At 72.9% G+C, this 18658-nt stretch carries 16 protein-coding genes; 8 read left to right on the forward strand and 8 right to left on the reverse strand.

All coding sequences use genetic code 11. The annotated features are described in order from the left end of the window. Positions 1-100: 100 nt before the first annotated feature. The 5 genes from ACFTWP_RS25655 to ACFTWP_RS25675 form a co-directional block, all read right to left on the reverse strand. Positions 101-829 carry a type 1 glutamine amidotransferase gene (locus ACFTWP_RS25655; RefSeq protein ID WP_380267139.1) on the reverse strand — a complete coding sequence of 243 codons (729 nt, stop codon included), beginning with the start codon at positions 827-829 and terminating at the stop codon, positions 101-103. A gap of 38 nt (positions 830-867) precedes the next feature. Continuing rightward, positions 868-2130 (reverse strand): MurT ligase domain-containing protein, encoded by a 1263-nt coding sequence (locus ACFTWP_RS25660; RefSeq protein ID WP_380267141.1) that lies wholly within the window; start codon positions 2128-2130, stop codon positions 868-870. Between the two features lie 413 nt (positions 2131-2543). Continuing rightward, entirely contained in the window at positions 2544-3944 is a 1401-nt protein-coding gene (locus ACFTWP_RS25665; RefSeq protein ID WP_380267143.1) for a GNAT family N-acetyltransferase, read from the reverse strand. Positions 3945-4120: 176 nt separating this feature from the next. After that, a complete protein-coding gene (locus tag ACFTWP_RS25670) occupies positions 4121-5602 on the reverse strand; it encodes a pyridoxal phosphate-dependent decarboxylase family protein (protein WP_380267144.1) in 1482 nt (493 codons plus the stop codon). A gap of 176 nt (positions 5603-5778) precedes the next feature. After that, positions 5779-6894, reverse strand: a complete 1116-nt coding sequence (locus ACFTWP_RS25675; protein WP_380267146.1) for a hypothetical protein — start codon at positions 6892-6894, stop codon at positions 5779-5781. A gap of 362 nt (positions 6895-7256) precedes the next feature. Between ACFTWP_RS25675 and ACFTWP_RS25680 the strand changes: the two genes are divergently transcribed. The 4 genes from ACFTWP_RS25680 (at position 7257) to ACFTWP_RS25695 (ending at position 11353) form a co-directional block, all read left to right on the forward strand. Next, positions 7257-7562, forward strand: coding sequence for a hypothetical protein (locus tag ACFTWP_RS25680; RefSeq protein ID WP_380267147.1), 306 nt, complete (start codon positions 7257-7259; stop codon positions 7560-7562). 68 nt (positions 7563-7630) lie between these two features. Continuing rightward, a complete protein-coding gene (gene glmS / locus ACFTWP_RS25685; protein WP_380267150.1) occupies positions 7631-9457 on the forward strand; it encodes a glutamine--fructose-6-phosphate transaminase (isomerizing) in 1827 nt (608 codons plus the stop codon). Between the two features lie 133 nt (positions 9458-9590). After that, positions 9591-10247, forward strand: coding sequence for an NADPH-dependent F420 reductase (locus tag ACFTWP_RS25690; protein ID WP_380267151.1), 657 nt, complete (start codon positions 9591-9593; stop codon positions 10245-10247). 200 nt (positions 10248-10447) lie between these two features. Beyond that, positions 10448-11353, forward strand: a complete 906-nt coding sequence (locus ACFTWP_RS25695) for a PIG-L deacetylase family protein (protein WP_380267152.1) — start codon at positions 10448-10450, stop codon at positions 11351-11353. Here ACFTWP_RS25695 and ACFTWP_RS25700 read toward each other — a convergent pair. From ACFTWP_RS25700 to ACFTWP_RS25710, 3 genes are all read right to left on the reverse strand, one after another. Beyond that, entirely contained in the window at positions 11260-11889 is a 630-nt protein-coding gene (locus tag ACFTWP_RS25700; RefSeq protein WP_380267153.1) for a DedA family protein, read from the reverse strand. The genes ACFTWP_RS25695 and ACFTWP_RS25700 overlap by 94 nt on opposite strands. Positions 11890-11937: 48 nt before the next feature. Beyond that, on the reverse strand, positions 11938-12132 hold the full coding sequence (locus ACFTWP_RS25705; RefSeq protein WP_380267154.1) for a DUF1918 domain-containing protein: 195 nt from the start codon (positions 12130-12132) through the stop codon (positions 11938-11940). A gap of 186 nt (positions 12133-12318) precedes the next feature. Then, complete coding sequence (locus ACFTWP_RS25710; protein ID WP_380267155.1) at positions 12319-13113, reverse strand: TetR family transcriptional regulator; 795 nt, start codon at positions 13111-13113, stop codon at positions 12319-12321. Between the two features lie 455 nt (positions 13114-13568). Here ACFTWP_RS25710 and ACFTWP_RS25715 point away from each other — a divergent pair, with 455 nt between their 5' ends. The 4 genes from ACFTWP_RS25715 to ACFTWP_RS25730 all read left to right on the forward strand — a co-directional run bounded on the left by ACFTWP_RS25715 (position 13569) and on the right by ACFTWP_RS25730 (position 18613). Continuing rightward, the gene (locus tag ACFTWP_RS25715) at positions 13569-14618 is read left to right on the forward strand and encodes an ABC transporter ATP-binding protein (RefSeq protein WP_380267156.1); all 1050 of its coding nucleotides are present in this window, start codon (positions 13569-13571) and stop codon (positions 14616-14618) included. Then, the gene (locus ACFTWP_RS25720) at positions 14615-15451 is read left to right on the forward strand and encodes an ABC transporter permease subunit (protein ID WP_380267157.1); all 837 of its coding nucleotides are present in this window, start codon (positions 14615-14617) and stop codon (positions 15449-15451) included. Before ACFTWP_RS25715 ends, ACFTWP_RS25720 begins: the two co-directional genes overlap by 4 nt. Positions 15452-15575: 124 nt before the next feature. Then, positions 15576-17102, forward strand: coding sequence for a GH1 family beta-glucosidase (locus ACFTWP_RS25725; protein ID WP_380267158.1), 1527 nt, complete (start codon positions 15576-15578; stop codon positions 17100-17102). After that, the gene (locus tag ACFTWP_RS25730) at positions 17003-18613 is read left to right on the forward strand and encodes a recombinase family protein (RefSeq protein ID WP_380267222.1); all 1611 of its coding nucleotides are present in this window, start codon (positions 17003-17005) and stop codon (positions 18611-18613) included. Before ACFTWP_RS25725 ends, ACFTWP_RS25730 begins: the two co-directional genes overlap by 100 nt. Positions 18614-18658: the final 45 nt, after the last annotated feature.

Below are 18658 nucleotides of genomic sequence, written 5' to 3' on the forward strand. Positions count from 1 at the left end.
GGGGGGGGGGTGCGCGCCCTGTGTTTTTTGTGTTTTTGTTTTTGTTGTGGCTGGGGCCGGGGGGCCCGCGTGGCGCCCCCCCGGCTCCGGACGACCGCCGTCAGGCGGGCTGGCGGGTCGCGGTGATCCGCTCCGCGCGCAGCGCGTCGTACCAGGTGGTGTCGGCCGGCGGCAGGGCGTTCACGTCCAGCGCCAGCTTGATCAGCATGTCCGCCACGGCGGGGTTGCGGGCCATCACCGGGCCGTGCAGGTAGGTGCCGAAGACGGTGTCCCGCCAGGCGCCCTCGGTGCCGTCGCCGGTGCCGTTGCCGCCGCCCACGCTCACCGTGGCGAGCGGCGAGACGCCCTCGCCGAGGTGGGTGATGCCCTGGTGGTTCTCGAAGCCGGTGAGCTGCGGCAGGGCGAGCCGCGGGTCGACGTCGGCGAGCACGTCGCCGACGTTGCGGGCGCCCTCGCCGCGGGTGCTCCAGACGTCGAGCAGGCCGAGGCCCGGCTCGCGCTCGCCGAGGTCGTTGATGAACTCGTGGCCGAGGATCTGGTAGCCGGCGCAGACCGAGAAGATGATCGCGCCGTTCTCGGAGGCCCGGACCAGGCCGGTGTCCTGGCGCAGGCGCTCGGCCGCCAGCCGCTGCGGACGGTCCTCACCGCCGCCGATCAGGTAGATGTCACCGCTGGTGGGCACCGACTGGTCGGACCGGACGTCGATCCGGGTCACGTTGAGGCCGCGCTGACGGGCCCGGCGCTCCACGACCAGGGCGTTGCCCCGGTCGCCGTAGGTGCTGAGGAGGTCCGGGTAGACCCAGACCAGCCGCAGGCTGCTCTCACTCATCCTCGAAGACCTTCCGTTGGGCGTTCCTGGAGTCGACATCAGCCCGCCACGACCTTCCTGAGCTGCTGGAAAGCGGTGTAGTTGGCGATCGCCTCGATCCGCCCGGGCGGCGCCATCCGGACGGCCTGCTCCAGCGACTCCACCACGTGGAACTGCACCCCGGCCACCTCCAGGCGCACCGCGAGGTCCAGCTTGCGCTGGCCCATCACGAACACCGGGTGCCCGGCGAGGCGCTCGTAGTCCACGTCCCACAGCCACGAGGTGTCGGTGCCGTCGGCGTCCATCGCGTTCACCGAGAGGATCACCGGTGCGGGCGGCGCGTCGATCAGCGAGAAGGTCTCCAGCCAGCCGGCCGGGTTCTTCGCCAGCAGCAGCCGGATGTCGCGGCCCTGGTACTGGACGACGTCGTAGCGCCCCGCCACCGCGGTCACCGACTGCATCCGCTCCAGCGCCACCTGCGGGGCGACCCCGAAGACGGCGGCCACGGCGGCCGAGCTGGTGGCGTTGGCCAGGTTGGCCCGGCCGGGCAGCTGCAGCTGGATCGGCCAGGCGCCGCGCTGCGGGTCCACCACGTGGGTGCCCTGCAGCGCCCAGTGCGGGTTGGGCCGGCGGAAGCCGCAGTCCTGGCAGAACCAGTCGTCCCCGGGGCGCTGCATCACGCCGCCGCAGGCGGGGCAGGACCAGGCGTCCTCCTTCCACGCCTGTCCGGCGGCCACCCAGACCACCTTCTTGCAGGAGGAGGCGGCCCAGGTCACCAGCGGGTCGTCCGCGTTGGCGATGATCACGGCCTCGGAGTCCTTGAGACCCTCGCGCCACTTCTCCGCCATCATCCGGGTCTCAGCCGCGCGGTCGAGCTGGTCGCGGGAGAGGTTGAGCAGGGCGATCGCCTTCGGCCGGGTGTCGCGGGCGACCCCGGCGAGGTACTTCTCGTCGACCTCGATCACGCCGAACCTGGCGTCCGAGCCGCCCGCGAGCGCGGAGGTGATGCCGGCGGGCATGTTGGCGCCGAGCGCGTTGGACACCACCGGGCCGGCGGCCCGCAGTGCCTCGGCGATCAGGCGGGTGGTGGTGGTCTTGCCGTTGGTCGCGCTGACCAGGATGACGTCGAGGTGGTCGGCGAGAGTGGCGAGCAGATCGGGGTCGAGCCTGAGGGCGATCTTGCCGCCGATCACCGAACCGCTGCCGCGTCCGGCCTTGCGCGAGACGGCGGCGGCCACGCGGCCGGCGGTGACGGCGATCTTGGCCCGGGCGGGCAGCGAGCCGTCGCGCGCGCCTGTGGCCTCCGTTTCGGTGCCTGCCATGCTCAGTGGTTCCTCCTTGCTGCGGCACCACCCGGGGCCGGTCAACGGACCGTCGGGCGGCGGGGACGGGGCCAGCCTACCGACTCCGCGCCCCGGGACCGAGTCGCGCACCCCGCGCTGCCTGCCGGGATTGTCGCGATGCGGCCCTGACGGGCCTTCGGAGGGTTCGGGCGGCGGGCGGCGGGACGCGCTGTCCGGTGGGCGGTACGGGGAGTTCCCCTCCCACACCAGGACGGCCCGCGCCCGGGGGCCGGTTCCCGCTCCGGCCCGCCCGGCCCGGGCGGTCGGGGCGCAGCGGTGATCTGCGTCACGGCCGGGGCAGCCCGGGGCGGAAGGCGGGCGGCCCGCCGCCCCGCCCCGGTACGGGGGCGTTGCGACGGGCCGACGGTCCGGTGCGGGCCGGGGAGCGGAGGTCAGCGGCCGGAGCGGCCGGGCCAGGGCGCCGGAAGCTCCGCGGTGGCCTCGGTGAGGTGCGCGGTGATCACCAGGGTGCCCTCCTCGACCTGGTAGTCCAGCGGTGCGGCCAGCTTGCGCATGGTCGCGATCAGCCCGGTGTTGGAGGCCTGGGTGATCGCGTACACGGAGTCGACACCGGCCTCCAGGGCCAGGGCGGACATCCGCCGCATCAGGTCGAGCCCGAGCCCCCGCCGCTGCCAGGCGTCCTCGACCAGGACGGCGACCTCGGCGCTGGCGTCGTCCCACATCAGGTGGCCGAGGGCGACGATCCGCCCGTCCGAGGCCTCCACCGTGAGGGTCTGGCCGTGCCGGGCGTCGAGCAGGTGGTCCAGGTAGCGCTCGGCGTCGCGGACCGGCCCGTGGTAGCGCTTGCGCAGGGTGTCCGTGGAGCAGCGCCGGTGCATGGCCAGCGCGGCCTCCTTGTCGGAGGCGTCGGCCCGGCGCACCGTGAGGTCGGCCCCGGCGGGCAGTGTCAGGTGGGCCTTGACCTGCGGCACGCGGGGGCCCAGCAGGGTGTCCAGCTCCACCAGGGCCTGGGCCCGGGCGAACTCGGTCGGGGTGAAGGGCAGGTGCGGGCGGGCCAGTTCGATGAGGTCGCCCGAGGGTGCGGGCAGCCGCATCACGTGGCCGTCCACCCCGGCGGTGGCGCGCTTGCCGGCGCCGGGGAACTGCCGGATGGTGCACTGCCCGAACAGCTGCCGCAGCGCGACGGGCAGCTCGGCGGCGTCCAGCGCGGTGCGGGTCGCCAGGGCGAGCACGTGGGTGGGGACGTCGACCAGGTCGTGCGCGTCCGCCGGATCGGTCCAGATGTCGTGGCCGCCGGCGGAGGCGACCGTCCGGGTCAGCTCGGCGCGGGTGAGGGAGAGCGGCGCGCGGACGAAGAACTCGTCGACGGTGGCGCCGGTGGGCAGCGGGTGGGACTGCATGGAGATGATGTTGATCCGCTGCCCGGCGAAGGCCGTGCACACCCGCGCCAGACTGCCCGGGGAGTCCTCGACGGTGGTGCGCACCCGCCAGAGCGTGGTCTCCTCGAAGTCGTGCATGGGGCCGGTCAGCTCGGGCGCGCCGGCGCCGGGCGGTGCGGGTGTGTCGGGTGACGGCGGCCCGTGCAGGTGCCGATGGGCCCACCAGGTGTGGAACAGCGCCGTGGCGAGCAGTGCGGTCGCCGAGGCGGCGAGCACCAGCGGCCCCTCGGGGCCGTGCACGACGATCTTGGCCACCAGATCGGCCGCGGTGACCGAGAGGAAGATCGCCGCGAGCTCGACGGTGTCACGGCGCCAGCGATGGATTCTGGCGCCGCGACGCTGTGCGCGGGAGGTCGAAGGGGTGAGGGATCGGCCGTTCGTCAGATCGTCCATGCCACGATGGTGCCGCGCCGGTGTTTCACGATCACGAATCCCCCGTGACCTGTGGGTTAATGTCTCGCCGAATCATTCGTACCCGCATTCCCCCCGCTCGGGCCCGCGCGGGCCCGAGCGGCACGGTCCGTCGGGCTCGCGCGACACGGTCCGTCGGGCCCGCGCGGAACGGTCCGTCAGGCCCGAGTGGCACGGTCCGTCAGCGCGGCGCCGACGGCCCGGACTTCGGCGAGCAGCAGGTCGAGGTCGGCCTCCGTGGTGGCGGCGTTGAGCAGACAGGCCCGCAGCATCTCCCGGCCCGCCAGCTGCGCCCCCGTGACGAAGACCCGGCCGCGCAGCTGGACGGCCACCGGCAGCTCGCGGTTCACGGCGTCCACCGCGGCCTCGTCCAGACCGGCCGCGCGGTGCCGGAACGCCACGATGGAGGTCTGCACCGGTGCGAGCAGCTCCAGCTCGGGGTCGGCCTCGACCAGTTCGCCGAGCCGGCGGGCCAGCGCGGTGCAGCGGGCGATGTCGTCCGAGATGCCCTGCCGGCCGCGGTGCGCGATGGTCGCCCAGACCTTCAGCGAGCGGAACGGGCGGGTCTGCTCGGTGCCGTACTCGGAGAACCAGCCGAGCGAGCCGGCGGCCTCGTCCCGCAGGTAGGAGGGGACGAGACTGAAGGTGCCGCGCAGCTCGTCGGTGTCGCGGACCAGGGCGCAGCCGCAGTCCACCGGGACGCCCAGCCACTTGTGCGGGTCCAGCGCGAGCGAGTCGGCGCGACCGAGGCCCGCGTAGCGGTGCGCGATCGCGGGGTCGAGCACGCCGAAGGCGCCGTACGCGCCGTCCACGTGCAGCCACAGCTCCTCCTCGGCGCAGAGGTCGGCGATCGGGTCGAAGGCGTCCACGGCGCCGGTGCCGACCGTGCCGGCGGAGGCGACCACCAGGAACGGCAGCAGGCCGTCCGCCCGGTCGCGGGCCACGGCGGCGCGCAGCGCGTCGATGTCGAGCTGTCCCTCGGGGCCGCTGGGGACGGTCCGCAGGTGCCTGCTGCCCAGGCCCAGCAGCTCGGCGGCCTTGCGGACGCAGGAGTGGGTCTCGCCGGTGGCGTACGCGACCAGTGGGGGCAGGCCGGCCAGGCCGTCCGCGCGGACGTCCCAGCCGGCGCGGCGGGCGGCGCGGCCCCGGGCGGCGGCCAGGCAGACGATGGTCGCCATCGAGGTGCCGGAGGTGAGCAGCCCGCCGCTGGCCGGGTGCGGGAACCCGACGAGCTCGGCGATCCAGCGCACCACCGCCCGCTCCAGGTGGACGTCCGCGTGGTCGCCGCCGGCCGAGCTGGGGTTCATCGCGGAGGCGGCGAGGGTGGCGAGCACCCCCGCGGGCGCGGGCGCGGAGTTCACCCAGCCGAAGAACCGGGGGTTGCCGTTGCCCATCGGCGCGGGCATCACCCGGGTGCCGACGAAGTCCAGCAGCTCGGCGAGCGGGACGCCGTCCTTCGGCAGCGGGGCCTCCAGCAGCGAGGTCCGGTCGGCGGGGTCCATCGGCTGCCAGACCGGGCGGCCGGGCAGCCCGCCGAGGTAGTCGGCGACCAGGTCGGCGGCGGCGTGGGCGGCGGCGCGGAAGTCGTCCGGAAGGGTGGGGGAGGAGTCCGGGACGGCGGGGGAGGAGTGGGGGCTCATGGTGCGGCTCCAGCAGGTGGGGGGCCTGACGGCGCGGCGTCCTCGGCGCACCTGGATGATCAGATCCTACGGTGCGTATGCTGAGGGGCCCGCGCCGCCCCGGTGCGGTCCGGATCTGCGGGAGGCGCAGGTCGGGACCACGGGCGGCGGGGCCCCGGGCGGGCCGGTGAGGGCCGTCAGTCGAGGGTGGCGGAGAGCCCGGCGGCGGAGCGGCAGTAGCCCTGCATCTCCTTGTTGGTGATCTTGGCGCAGAGCCGGCCGGCCGCGCCGCCGTCGGTGTAGTTGACGGTGTAGTAACTGACCAGACCCTCCGCGCAGGACTTGCGCTGCGAGGCGTCGGCCGCGGTGGCGCACTGCTGGGCGGCCCAGTCCTCCCGGTCCAGGTTGTACTTCATGGTGCGTGAGCCGACCCCCCGGCTGCAGTCGGTCGTCCCGCCGCTGGCCTTGGCGTTGAGGCACCACTTCAGGGCGTCGGCGAAGGCCTCGGGGTGGTTGGCGTAGTCGTGCGAGGAGAGGTAGAAGGTCGGCGCGTAGAAGAAGCACGCGGACTGGAACAGCGCCGGCTGCTCGGGGCACGGGTAGAGCGGCTCGGCGGCGATCTTGTCGGCGGGCAGGTTGGCCTTGGCCTTCTCGTCCTCCTCGTCCGGGCCGAAGAGCTGCATGAACAGGCCCTCGGAGCAGCGGATCTTGTTGGTGTCCCCGGAGAACTTGTTGCACAGCGTGCGGGCCGCGGCCACGTCCTGCTTGGCGACGAACATGGTGCCGTGGCCGACGCCGTGGATGCAGGCGCCCTTGTTGGCCGGCGCGCACAGCTTGAGCAGGTCCACCTCGGGCTGCTTGGAGGCGTTCAGCATCTCCTCGACCGCGCCGTGCAGGTAGCCGGCCGCACAGGTCTCGTGCGGGAAGGAGATGACCTTCTGGAAGTCCTCGTTGTAGCGCTTGACGGCCGCGTGGCCCAGCTCGTGCGCGATCGGGTGGCAGAACCGTACGGTGTACGGCTTCTCCTTGGTGATCTTGTCGAGGTCCGCCAGGGCGACACCGGGGTCGCTCTGCTCCATCTCCGCCATCATCTTGTTCCGCAGCGTGCTGCGGGTCCAGACCGCGGGGTCGCCGGTCGGGGTCGCCGCGGCCGGGGTGCCCGCGGGCGGCGCCGCGCTGCCCGGGGTCGCCGCGCCCGGCAGGCCGGCGGCGACGGTGGCCGGGGTCGGCGTCCAGTCGGTGACGGCCACCGACCCCAGGCCCAGCACCCCGAGCAGGAAGGCGGTGAGAATCGCGAAGACTCGCGGCTGCATGACGAGGATCCCCCGGCGGATCGAGACGGACGGCTTTCGCTCTCCATCCTGGGGGCAGCAGGCGGATAATCCTGGTTTCTGACCACCATTCGGGAGATGTCGGCGACGCTATCGCACATCGCACCGGCTCAACGACGCGGCTCCCGCCCGGTCACCGCAAGGGCTGTCGGCCCGTGCGGGACCCCGCCCGACCGGGCGGCGGGGGCTGGTCCGAACGGCCCTGTCCGGGCGGTTCGCCCGGCCCGCCCGACGGGGCACCCCGGTGCCGGCCCCCCGGGCGTTGAGCTGAATGTCTGAAGATCTGCCCGAATTCGGGCAGGATCTTTGATCCCGGTCCCGGTGGCCGCCTAGGCTCCTCACTCGTGCCCAGCTCGCCTCACCCTCACCCGCACCACCCTCACTCGCCCCACCCGCACGAGGACCTGCTCGCCCACCTCACCCGCATCAGCCCGCTCGGGCCGCGGGAGGCCGCGCGGGTCGTCGCGGAGGTGCTGGCGTACTTCTCGGAGAGCACCGAGGAGTACGTGCGCCGCCGCCACGGCGAGCTCCAGGCACGCGGACTCACCAACGAGAAGATCTTCGCCCGGCTGGCCGAGGAGCTGCCCGCGCGCCGGGTCGCGGCCCCCGAGCTGTCCGCCCGGCAGCTGCGCCGCATCGTCTACGGCTGAGCCCGCGCCCCACCCTGCCCCGCGCAGACTTCCTGCCCACCCACCCACACCCAAGGAGCCGGCGACCCATGTGCGGAATCGTTGCCTACATCGGACCCAAGGACGCGACCCCCTTCCTGCTGGAGGGCCTGCAGCGGCTGGAGTACCGCGGCTACGACTCGGCCGGCGTCGCCGTCAGCGGCCGCACCGGCGGCCTGAAGACCCGCAAGGTCAAGGGCCGGGTCGCCGACCTGGCCGCCGCCGTGCCCGCCCGCTTCAAGGGCACCACCGGCATCGGCCACACCCGCTGGGCCACCCACGGCGTCCCCAGCGACGCCAACGCGCACCCGCACCTGGACAACGCCGAGCGCATCGCCGTCGTCCACAACGGCATCATCGAGAACGCCGACGAGCTGCGCGCCAAGCTCACCGCCGACGGCGCCGTCTTCCTCTCCGAGACCGACACCGAGGTGCTCGCGCACCTGATCGCCGCGCACGCCACCGAGGGCACCGACCTGGAGGACGCCGTCCGCGCGGCCCTCGGCAAGGTCGTCGGCACGTACGGCATCGCCGTCCTCGACGCCGAGCAGCCCGACCGGATCGTGGTCGCCCGCAACGGCAGCCCGATCGTGCTCGGCGTCGGCGAGAAGGAGATGTTCGTCGCCTCGGACGTCTCCGCCCTGGTCCGCTACACCCGCCAGGTCGTCCACCTGGAGGACGGCGAGCTCGCCACCGTGCGCGCCGACGGGTTCCGCACCTTCACCGAGGACGCCCGCACCACCCACCGCCAGCCGTCCACCGTCGACTGGGAGATCGACTCCTACGACACGGCCGGCTACGAGCACTTCCTGCTCAAGGAGATCCACGAGCAGCCCGGCTCGGTCGAGCGCACCCTCAGCGGCCGGCTCGACGAGCGCTTCGCCACCGCGCACCTCGGCGGGCTCAACCTGGACGCCCGCGAGCTGCGCGAGATCCGCCGGGTGAAGATCCTCGGCTGCGGCTCCGCCTACTACGCCGGCGAGATGGGCGCCCAGCTGATCGAGGAGCTCTCCCGGATCCCCGCGCACAGCGAGCCGGCCTCCGAGTTCCGCTACCGCAACCCGGTGATCGAGGCCGACACGCTGTACGTCGCGGTCAGCCAGTCCGGCGAGACCTACGACACGCTGGCCGCCGTCCAGGAGATCAAGCGCAAGGGCGGCCGGGTGCTCGGCGTCGTCAACACCGTCGGCAGCGCCATCGCGCGCGAGTGCGACGGCGGCATCTACCTGCACGCCGGGCCGGAGATCTCGGTCGCCTCCACCAAGGCCTTCACCTCCACCGTCGTCGCCTTCGCCCTGCTCGCCCTGCACTTCGGGCGCATCCACGACCTCTCGCCCGCCGACGGGCGCCGGATCGTGGCCGGCCTCAAGGCCCTGCCCGGCCAGATCCGGGAGATCCTGGAGAACGACGGGCAGATCGCCGAGCTCGCGGCCGAGTACGCCAAGTGCGAGGGGATGATGTTCATCGGTCGCGTCCGCGGCTTCCCGGTCGCCCGGGAGGGTGCCCAGAAGCTGAAGGAGATCAGCTACGTCCACGCCGAGGCGTACCCCGCCAGCGAGCTCAAGCACGGCCCGCTCGCGCTGATCAACCCCGAGCTGCCGACCGTCGCCCTCGTCCCCGACGACGAGCTGCTGGACAAGAACCTCACCACCCTCGGCGAGATCAAGGCCCGCTCCGGCCGGGTCCTGGCGATCGCCCACCGCACGCCCGAGACCAAGCTCGCCGACCACTGCGTGCTCGTCCCCAAGAGCGAGCCCGAGCTCGACCCGCTGCTCCTCAACATCCCGCTGCAGCTGTTCGCCTACCACGCCGCGGTGGCCCTCGGACGGGACGTGGACAAGCCGCGCAACCTGGCCAAGAGCGTCACGGTGGAGTAGCCGCCGGCCCGGCCGCGGGTTCCGCCGCCCGGCGGGACTCGCGGCCCGGTCGCCGGGTCGGTGGTCCTACCCGTTCCGCACTGACGTATCGTCACCCTGCTGTGAGGGACGACGGACGGACAGGAGACGCACGGTGAGATTCGGCATCATCGGTACGGGCACGGTAGGGCGCACGCTGGCGGGCAAGCTGCTCTCCCTCGGGCACGAGGTGACGATCGGTTCGCGGAGCAGGGAGAGCTCGGCCGCCACCAGCTGGGCCGACGAGGCCGGCCCGCGGGGGCACGGCGGCAGCTTCGCCGACGCCGCCGCCTTCGGCGAGATGATCATCAACGCCACGGCAGGGGGCGTCTCGCTCAAGGCGCTGCACGCGGCCGGCGCCGACGCCCTGGCGGGGAAGGTCCTCATCGACGTCTCCAACCCGCTGGTCTTCTCGCCCGAGGGCGAGGTCGGCCTGGACCCGGTGAGCGACGACAGCGTCGGCGAGCGGATCCAGCGCGAGTTCCCGCAGACCCGGGTGGTCAAGGCGCTCAACACGATGAGCGCCCCGGTGATGGTCGAGCCCGGGCGGGTGCCGGGCGAGCACAACGCCTTCGTCGCCGGGAACGATGCCGAGGCCAAGGCGGAGGTCGTCGCCCTGCTCGCCCAGTTCGGCTGGCCGGCCGGGTCGGTGCTGGACCTCGGCGACATCAAGGGGGCCCGGGGGATGGAGATGCTGATGCCGTTCTGGCTCCGGCTGATGGGCCACTTCGGTACGACCGACTTCAACTACTCCCTGCGGTCGGCCGGCTGAACCCGGCCCCTGGCCCGGCTGCCGCCCGACGCCCGACCGCCCGTTCCGGGGCCCTTCCCGGGCCCTTCCCCGGGCCCTTCCCCGGAATTCCTCCCGTCCCGGGCGGCCGGTCGGCAGCACCGGCGCGACCCGCGCGGATCCCGGAGGGAAGATCGTACCCAGGGGTCCCGCAGGGGGACCCGGACGAGGGAGCCGCGCCGATGAACGACCAGCAGCCTGAACCGTTCGAACCGCTGCGCGAGGACTGGCAGACCGCACTCGCGGTCGTCGCGCACCCCGACGACATGGAGTACGGCGCCGCCTCGGCGGTCGCCCGCTGGACCTCGCAGGGCAAGCGGATCGTCTACGTGATGGTCACCAGCGGCGAGGCCGGCATCGACTCGATGAGCCCGGCCGAGTGCCGCCCCGTACGGGAGGCCGAGCAGGTCGCCTCGGCGGCGCTGGTGGGCGTCGACGTGGTGGAGTTCCTCGGGCACGCCGACGGCGTCCTGGAGTACGGCCTCACGCTGCGCCGCGACATCGCCCGGACGATCCGCCGGCACCGTCCGGAGATCGTCATCACCACCAACTTCCGCGACACCTACGGCGGGGTCATGCCCAACCAGGCCGACCACATCGCCACCGGCCGGGCCACCCTGGACGCGGTGCGCGACGCCGCCAACCGCTGGGTCTTCCCCGACCTCGTCGACGAGGGCCACCAGCCGTGGGGCGGGGTCCGGGAGCTCTGGGCGGCCGGCTCGCCCGACGCCCGGCACGCCGTGGACACCACCGAGCACTTCGACGACGGCGTCGCCTCGCTGAAGGCGCACAAGGCCTACCTGGCCGGGCTCGGCGGCGACATGGCGAACGCCGGCGAGTTCCTGGAGGCTTCGCCCGGGCCACCGGCAGCCGGCTCGGCGTCCGGTACGCCTCCTCGTTCGAGGTGCTGCAACTGTCCTTCGGCTGAGCCCCGGCGCCCCGGTGCGGCGGGCGCTCGGGGCGCCGGGCGGGAGGCCCGCCGGGAGGCCCGCGTTCAGCGTCGGGCGCGGCGGTACCGGCGGACCAGCTGGTGGAGCAGCAGGGCGAGCAGCACGGCGCCCAGCGCGACCAGCAGCCACAGCTGGTAGCGGACCGCGCGCTCGTAGACGGCGCCGATGTTGCTGCCCGCCAGGTAGCCGAAGGCGGACCAGACGCCGACCCAGAGCACCGCGCCGAGGACGTTGAAGACGGTGAAGCGGCGGGCCTCCATACCGGTCGTCCCGGCGATGATGCCGCTGGTCTGCCGCAGCCCGTCCACGAAGCGCGCCACCGTGACGACCTTGCCGCCGTGGCGGTCGAAGAAGCCCTCCGCGCGGGCCATCCGGGCGGGTGTGAGGAGGACGTACGGGCCCCAGCGGTGGACGAAGGCGCGCCCGCCCGTGCGCCCGATCAGGTAGCCGAGACTGTTGCCGAGGATCGCCGCCGCCAGGGCGATGGCGATCACGGCGGCGAGGCTGAGGTTTCCGGTGCCCGCGTACACGGCGGCCAGCACGAGCACGGTCTGGCCGGGTGCGGGGACGCCGCAGTTGTCGAGCAGCACCAGGACGGCCACCGCCAGGTAGCCGTAGTCCTCCAGGAGGGGCGCCAGGCCGGCCAGCGGGCCGGGCAGGGGCGCGGCGGACACGTCAGAGGTCCGCCCCGCGCCGGGCGGGCACGGGACGGACGGCGCGCGTCAGCTGTTCTTCTTGCTGTGCTCGACGATGCTGTCGGGGCCCGGGTAGACGAGTCCCTCGTGGCCGTCCTCGAAGCGCACCAGGTACGGCGGCTGGCCGTTGGCTCCGTGTACCTCGGTGATCTCACCCGTGCGGTCCACCATGCCAACGGACCTGCTGTGGATGTGGAGCTGGTCACCTACCGCTGCATGCACGATCTGCTCCTTAGGTAGTGACGGCTGTCGTGGTGCCGACAGGTCGGCTGCCGTGCTCCGGGCAGCTGTCCTGCTTCCACTGTGCTGCCGGGCGGGTGGGGCCGCAACGGTTCGCGGGGGCGTGTCGCGCGCGGGTCGGGTGACCGGGGCCCGGGGCTCAAGGCGCCGCCGCGCGGGGGCGGGTGCTCAGGGTGCGGCGGGCTCCGGACGGGGGTCGGGGTCCGCGGGGGAGGGCGGGACCTCGGTGAGGTAGCGGCGCAGCAGGCGCTTGCACTCGGCGATGAGCACGGGGTCCCCGTCGGGGTCGGTGCGGAAGGCCAGCTTGAGCACGGCGTCGGCGGCCTCCAGGGCGACCCTCAGCGCCAGGGTGAAGCCGGGCCGGACGGAGCTCCGGGCTTCGGGGCCCCCGGCTCCGGGGACCTGCGCTTCTTCGGGACCCTGAGCTGCACGGCCCTGAGCTGCACGGTCCTGAGGTGCAGGGCCCTGAGCTGCGAGGCCTCGGGCTCCGGGGTTCTGGGCTCCGAGGCCCTGCCTGCCGGTGAAGAGGTCACCGCCGAGGGCCTGCAGGCGCAGGGCGACCGTCGCGTTGTTGTCCAGCGCGGTGTCGAGCAGGTGCTCGCTGTCGCGGATGCCGGGCGGCGTGCGGTCGACCAGGCCGAAGTCGACCTGCCCGAACCCCGGCACGGCCCGCTTCATGGCGACGAACTCCTCCACCGCGAGGTTGACGAAGCCGGCCACCCCCGGCGGGTCCCCGGCTTCGAGTCGGCGGGCCAGGCGGTCGAGGTAGCGGTCCAGGTTCCGGGCGGCGAGGGCGGCGAGCAGGCTCTCCTTGCCGGAGAAGAACTGGTAGAGGGTCCCGATCGGGACCCGGGCGCGCTGGGCGACCGCCTTGGTCGTCAGCGCGGTGGCGCCGACCTCGTCCAACAGGGACGCGCAGGCGTCGACCAGGCGCTCGTACCGCTCCTGGCTGCGCTGCTGCACCGGCCGCCGGCGCGGTTCGCCGACCGGTCCCACCGGCTCCCGGCGCGCGATCCCCGTGCCCGCTCCCCTCCGGCCCGGTCCCGAGCTGTCGGGTCCCGCGTCGACGGGTCCCGCGTCCTTCGGTCCGGCGTCCGTCGGTCCCGCGTCGACGGGCCCTGCCTCGATGGGTCCCGCCTCCGCCTTCATGGGCCCACTCTGCCGCATCCGGCGTTCCCCCGGCGAATCACCAACATGAGCAGTACTCACACGCTCGGGGCGGCCACCGGCCGGCCCGCTCCCGTGCCACCGCCCCGTTCGGGCCGCCGACTTCCGGGCAGGCGGCGCCGTTTCCGGGCAGGTGGCGCCGTCCCGCCCCCTGCCGGTGGCGCCGTCCGAGGAGCACACTGGGAACGGCCCGTCGACGGCGGGGGCCGTCCGGGTCTCCGGGGAGAGCAGCCGTGGCGGGGAGGCCCGACATGCCCGACAGCAGACCGGTGATCGAGTGCCGGTCCCTCACCAAACGGTACGGACGCGCGGTCGGCATCGACGGGCTCGACATCGAGATCGGCGCCGGCGAGGTGTTCGGCCTGCTCGGGCCGAACGGCGCGGGGAAGACCACCACGCTGCGGTGTCTGGTCGGACTCCTGCGACCGACGTCCGGAACGGTGCGACTGCTGGGCCTGGATCCCGTCGCGGACCACGGCCGGCTGGCCCGCTCCATCGGCTACCTCCCCGGTGAGCTGCGGTTCTACCCGGAACTCACCGGGCGGCAGACCCTCGATCTGCTGGCCGCCGTCCAGGGCGCGGCCGTACCCCGGCAGTCCGAGCTCTGCGCCCGGCTGGACCTCTCGCCGAACGACCTGGGCCGGGCGGTGGGGGAGTACTCCCGCGGCATGAAGCAGAAGCTGGGCCTCGTCCAGGCGTTCCAGCACCGGCCCGCGCTGGCGGTGCTCGACGAACCGACCGAGGGCCTGGACCCGCTCGTCCAGGAGGCGTTCTTCGAGCTGCTCGCCGAGGAGACGGCCGCCGGCCGTACCGTCCTGCTCTCCAGCCACGTGCTGCCCGAGGTCCAACGGGCCTGCGCCCGGGTGGCGATCGTCCGGCAGGGGCGGCTGGTCACCGTACGGTCCGTGGCCGGACTGCGGCAGGACCGGGCCCGCAGGGTCCGGCTGACCTTCGGCGACGGTCGGGGTGCCCGGCCGCTGGGTCCGGCGCAGCGCTGGTCGCCCCGGTGGGAGGGCGGGCGGGTCGAACTGCTGGTGCCGCCGGACGAGGTGGTGGCCGCCGTGCGCGGCCTGCTCGCCGACCACCCGGTCACCGACCTGACCGTCGAGGAGGCGGGGCTGGACGAGGCGTTCCTCGACCTCTACCGGACCTCCGGTGACGGGTCGGCCGGTGACGGGACTTCCAGCGACGGGTCGGCTGGCGACGGGTCGGCCGGCCACCGGACATCCGACCACCGGACATCCGGCCACCGGGCATCCGGCGGAGCGGGCCCGGACTCCGGAGCGGAGGTCCGGCCGTGAGCCGGGGCACGGTGAGCCGCCGCCTCCCGCTGGCCTGGCTCGCGCTGCACCGCCGCCGCAGGATGCTGCTCGCGCTGACCCTCGGCATGGTCGTCTTCGAGACCCTGATCGTGGTGATCACCAGCACCATCCCGCCCACCCAGATCTTCGGAGCGGAGGGCCGGACCCCGCCCGGTGCCTTCCGGGCGTTCAGCGGCTCCAACGGGGACGTCTCCATCGCCAGCTACCCCGGACTGCTCGGCGCCGGTCTGACCCACCCGTTCTGGATCGCGATGCAGCTCACCCTGATCGGCTCGCTGGGCGCGGCAGCCGTCGCGGCCGACGTCGAGTCCGGCACCATCGAACTGCTGATGACCCGCCCGATCACCCGCACCCGCCTGCTGGCCGAACGGACCGCGGCCCTCGCCGCAGCCGCGGTGCTGCTCAACGCCGCCGCCACCCTCACCATCGCCACCGGCGTGGCCCTGTCGCCGAAACTGCGCGACGCCGTCCCGATCGGCGGGGTCCTCGCCGCCGGCCTGCTGGGCTGCGCCTTCGCGCTCTGCCTGATCGGGCCGGTGCTGGCCCTCTCGGCGGCGGGCCGCCACCGGGCCCCGGTGATCGGCGCGACGGTCGCCCTCGGCGCGGTCGGCTTCGCGCTGAACTTCGTCGCCCTCGCCTGGTCACCGGCCGCGCCGCTGCGCTTCCTCAGCCCGTTCCACTACTACGCACCCGGCGACGCCCTCGCCCACGGCAGCGTGCCGTGGACGTCGTTCGCCGTGCTCACGGCCGTCGGCCTGGCCGGAATCGCCGCCGCCTTCCGGCTGCTCGCCCACCGCGACCTGGCTCCCTGACCTCCTCTCCCGAAGAACCGGAGCTTTGGGGATCACCTCTGGTGTTTCGGCGACGGCGCACTAACATGAGTTCTCCTCACGTTTTTGGGCTCGTCCATCGCCGTCGTCAGCTGGGAGTCAGGCCATGCCGAACCGACTCGACCTCCCCGCGGGCTTCCGCTGGGGTGTCTCCACCGCCTCCTACCAGATCGAGGGGGCGGTCGAGGAGGACGGCCGCGGCCCCTCGATCTGGGACACGTTCGCCGCACGCCCCGGCGCCGTCCGCGACGGCCACACGGGCGCCGTGGCCTGCGACCACTACCACCGCTACGCCGAGGACGTCGCCCTGATGCAGGGCCTCGGGCTGGACGGCTACCGGTTCTCGATCGCCTGGCCCCGCATCCAGCCCACCGGCGCCGGCCCCGCCAACCCCGCCGGCCTCGACTTCTACGACCGCCTGGTGGACGCCCTGCTCACCGCCGGGATCACCCCGCTGCCCACCCTCTTCCACTGGGACCTCCCACAGGCCCTGGAAGACGCGGGCGGCTGGCTGAACCGGGACACCGCGTACCGCTTCGCCGAGTACACGGCCGTGGTCGCGGACCGGCTGGGCGACCGCGTCCCCGCCTGGATCACGCTCAACGAGCCCTTCGTGCACATGGTCTACGGCTACGCCCTGGGCATCCACGCCCCAGGCCGCGCCCTGATGCTCGACGCCCTGCCCGCCGCCCACCACCAGCTGCTGGGCCACGGGCTGGCGGCATCCGTGCTGCGCGAGCGCGGGCTCGACGTGATGATCGCCAACAACCTCACCCCGGTCCGCCCGGCGAGCTCCTCGGAAGCCGACCGGGCTGCCGCGGCGGCCTACGACGCCCTGCACAACCGGCTGTTCACCGACCCGATCCTGCTCGGGAACTACCCCGACCTGTCGGCCTTCGGCGTCGGCCCCGACCTCGGCGGCAGCGTCCGCGACGGCGACCTCAAACTCATCGCCGCCACGCCGCTCGACGGCCTCGGCGTCAACTACTACAACCCCACCCGCATCGCCGCCCCCACCGACCCCGCCCTCCCCTTCACCGAAGCCCCGATCGAGGGCGTCCCCCGCACCGCCTTCGACTGGCCCGTCGTCCCCGACGGCCTGCGCGAACTCCTCACCGGCCTCCGCGACCGCTACGGCGCCGCCCTCCCGCCCGTCACCATCACCGAGAACGGCTGCTCGGTCGCCGACGAACCCGCCGCCGACGGCACCGTCGCCGACCCGGACCGGATCGCCTACCTCGCCGGCCACCTCGACGCACTCGCCACCGCCGTCGCCGAAGGCGTCGACGTCCGCGGCTACTTCACCTGGTCGTTGCTCGACAACTTCGAGTGGGCCGAAGCCCGTCGAACGTACTGTCATTCGACGGCCGCGCCCAATCGCGGTCCTCCCGGAGGATCCGGTCCATGCCTACGTACAACTACGAACCACCCGTCAAGAGCTCGTCGGAGGACCCTGCCGACTGGCCCGAGGCAGATCTCTACCTTCGCAAGTCCAAGGTCGTACGGGATGGCGACAAGCGGGACATCACGTCGATCCGTGCGCAGGAGGCGGAGGGCCGGGAGTGGGCAGCGAGGAACCACTACCGTGTCCGGAGGGTCTGGGTCGACAACCTGTCCGCCTGGTCCGACGTAGCCCGACCCGGATTCGACAGCGCCCTCGCCGCGGTGCTCGACGATCAGGTCCCCGCGCTGTGGTGTTTCGCGCTCGACCGCTTCACTCGTAAAGGCATCGACGACATCGGGCCGGTACTGGGCAAGGCCCGGGTCATCTTCCACTGGGAGAGGCTCGACAGCTCCGACCCCAACGACCGCCGGTGGATTATCGACCGGGCCGAGCAGGCGCGGGAGTACTCAGAGCGGCTCAGCTACAACATCCGCGTCACGAAGAAGAACCAGCTGAAGAACGGCCAGTGGTCGAGCCGGCCGCCGTACGGCACCGAGGCGACCAAGGACCGCAAGCTGACGAACGGGACCTACTGGCCGGTCGTCCTGCACATCTTCCGAAGCCTGGCCGACGGCATCAGCGCGCGACTGCTCTGCAAGGCGCTGAACTCCGGTCCGAGGCCGGTCCTGTCACCCAAGGGTGGTGAGTGGGGTGTATCGACGATCTCCTACATGATCCACAACCCCGTCTACGAGGGCTGGCAGACGGTAAAGCACCCGAACGATCCCCGAAGCCCCATCCCATACCGGGATCAGAACGGGGATCGCGTGGGAGTCTGGGTCGGCAGCGCCGAGCCCGTCCCACGCGAACTGGCGGAGAGGGCACGGCGGATGCTCACCGCGGGCAACTTCCCGAACCGGGATGCCGTTGACAATCGCAAGCGCCACCTGCTAACCGACATTACACGGTGCGCCGGCTGCCGTGGGGCCGCTTCGGCGGACGGTCGGAACCATCTCTGCAACCGCCACAAGGCCGGGCAGAGCTGCCCAGAGCCGGTCTCCGCGAGTCGACAGCTCCTGGAGGAGTGGGTCGTGGAGGCCTGGTTCTCCAGGCTGAACGGTGCCGACATCGACGACCCTCTGTTGGTCATCGCGGCCGAGCGGTGGTCTGGTTATCAGCAGCCGGACAATGCCACGAAGCTTGCTGACGCCGTCGCTGGCCTCGCGGCGGCGGAGGGCGCCGTCCGCCGCCTGGCCAAGCAGCAGGCCGACGGATTCTTCGATCCGCCCTTCGACGCTCACCTTCCCAAGCTGCAGGCGGAGGCCAGGGCAGCACTCCTCACGGCAAAGGAGAAGGTGGCCGCGGCCACACCGAAGCAGCTCGACGTCACCTGGCTGCTCGAAGACGCAAGCATCCGTGAAGCCTGGCAAGCCGCCGGCCACGAGCTACGCAGGGAGTTGATCAGGCTTCTCGTGCGACGCGTGGTTGTGTCGAAGGGGTATCGAGGAGGCCAGTTCGACGGCGGGGCCCGCATCGAGACCCACTGGCTGGATGAACCGGACCCCTGGGCAGTCGAGGACGAGACGCCTTCGAGTGTTGGGGCAGACGGCAGTCATGTCATTCCTGACCAGGAGGCCGACAGGGTGCCTGGCCATGGTGGCGGTGATCGCGTTGCTCTGCGGTCTGAACTTGACTCTGTCGGGGATCTTGGTAGTTGGCTGCCCTGCGACCGTGATGGTGCGTCAGTCTTGCAAGTGTAGAGACCCGTGTGACTGGCGAGGAGTGGGTGATATCGGTACGTCCCC

It is taken from the genome of Kitasatospora sp. NPDC057015, from assembly GCF_042673745.1.
In the GTDB taxonomy this organism is placed as follows: domain Bacteria; phylum Actinomycetota; class Actinomycetes; order Streptomycetales; family Streptomycetaceae; genus Kitasatospora.

Excerpts from the sequence above, each read along its gene's own strand:
- ACFTWP_RS25695 (WP_380267152.1), top strand. The coding sequence starts at position 10,448 with ATGAACGACCAGCAGCCTGAACCGTTCGAACCGCTGCGCGAGGACTGG.
- ACFTWP_RS25670 (WP_380267144.1), bottom strand. The coding sequence starts at position 5,602 with ATGAGCCCCCACTCCTCCCCCGCCGTCCCGGACTCCTCCCCCACCCTT.
- ACFTWP_RS25725 (WP_380267158.1), top strand. The coding sequence starts at position 15,576 with ATGCCGAACCGACTCGACCTCCCCGCGGGCTTCCGCTGGGGTGTCTCC.
- ACFTWP_RS25660 (WP_380267141.1), bottom strand. The coding sequence starts at position 2,130 with ATGGCAGGCACCGAAACGGAGGCCACAGGCGCGCGCGACGGCTCGCTG.
- glmS (WP_380267150.1), top strand. The coding sequence starts at position 7,631 with ATGTGCGGAATCGTTGCCTACATCGGACCCAAGGACGCGACCCCCTTC.
- ACFTWP_RS25665 (WP_380267143.1), bottom strand. The coding sequence starts at position 3,944 with ATGGACGATCTGACGAACGGCCGATCCCTCACCCCTTCGACCTCCCGC.
- ACFTWP_RS25675 (WP_380267146.1), bottom strand. The coding sequence starts at position 6,894 with ATGCAGCCGCGAGTCTTCGCGATTCTCACCGCCTTCCTGCTCGGGGTG.
- ACFTWP_RS25715 (WP_380267156.1), top strand. The coding sequence starts at position 13,569 with ATGCCCGACAGCAGACCGGTGATCGAGTGCCGGTCCCTCACCAAACGG.
- ACFTWP_RS25655 (WP_380267139.1), bottom strand. The coding sequence starts at position 829 with ATGAGTGAGAGCAGCCTGCGGCTGGTCTGGGTCTACCCGGACCTCCTC.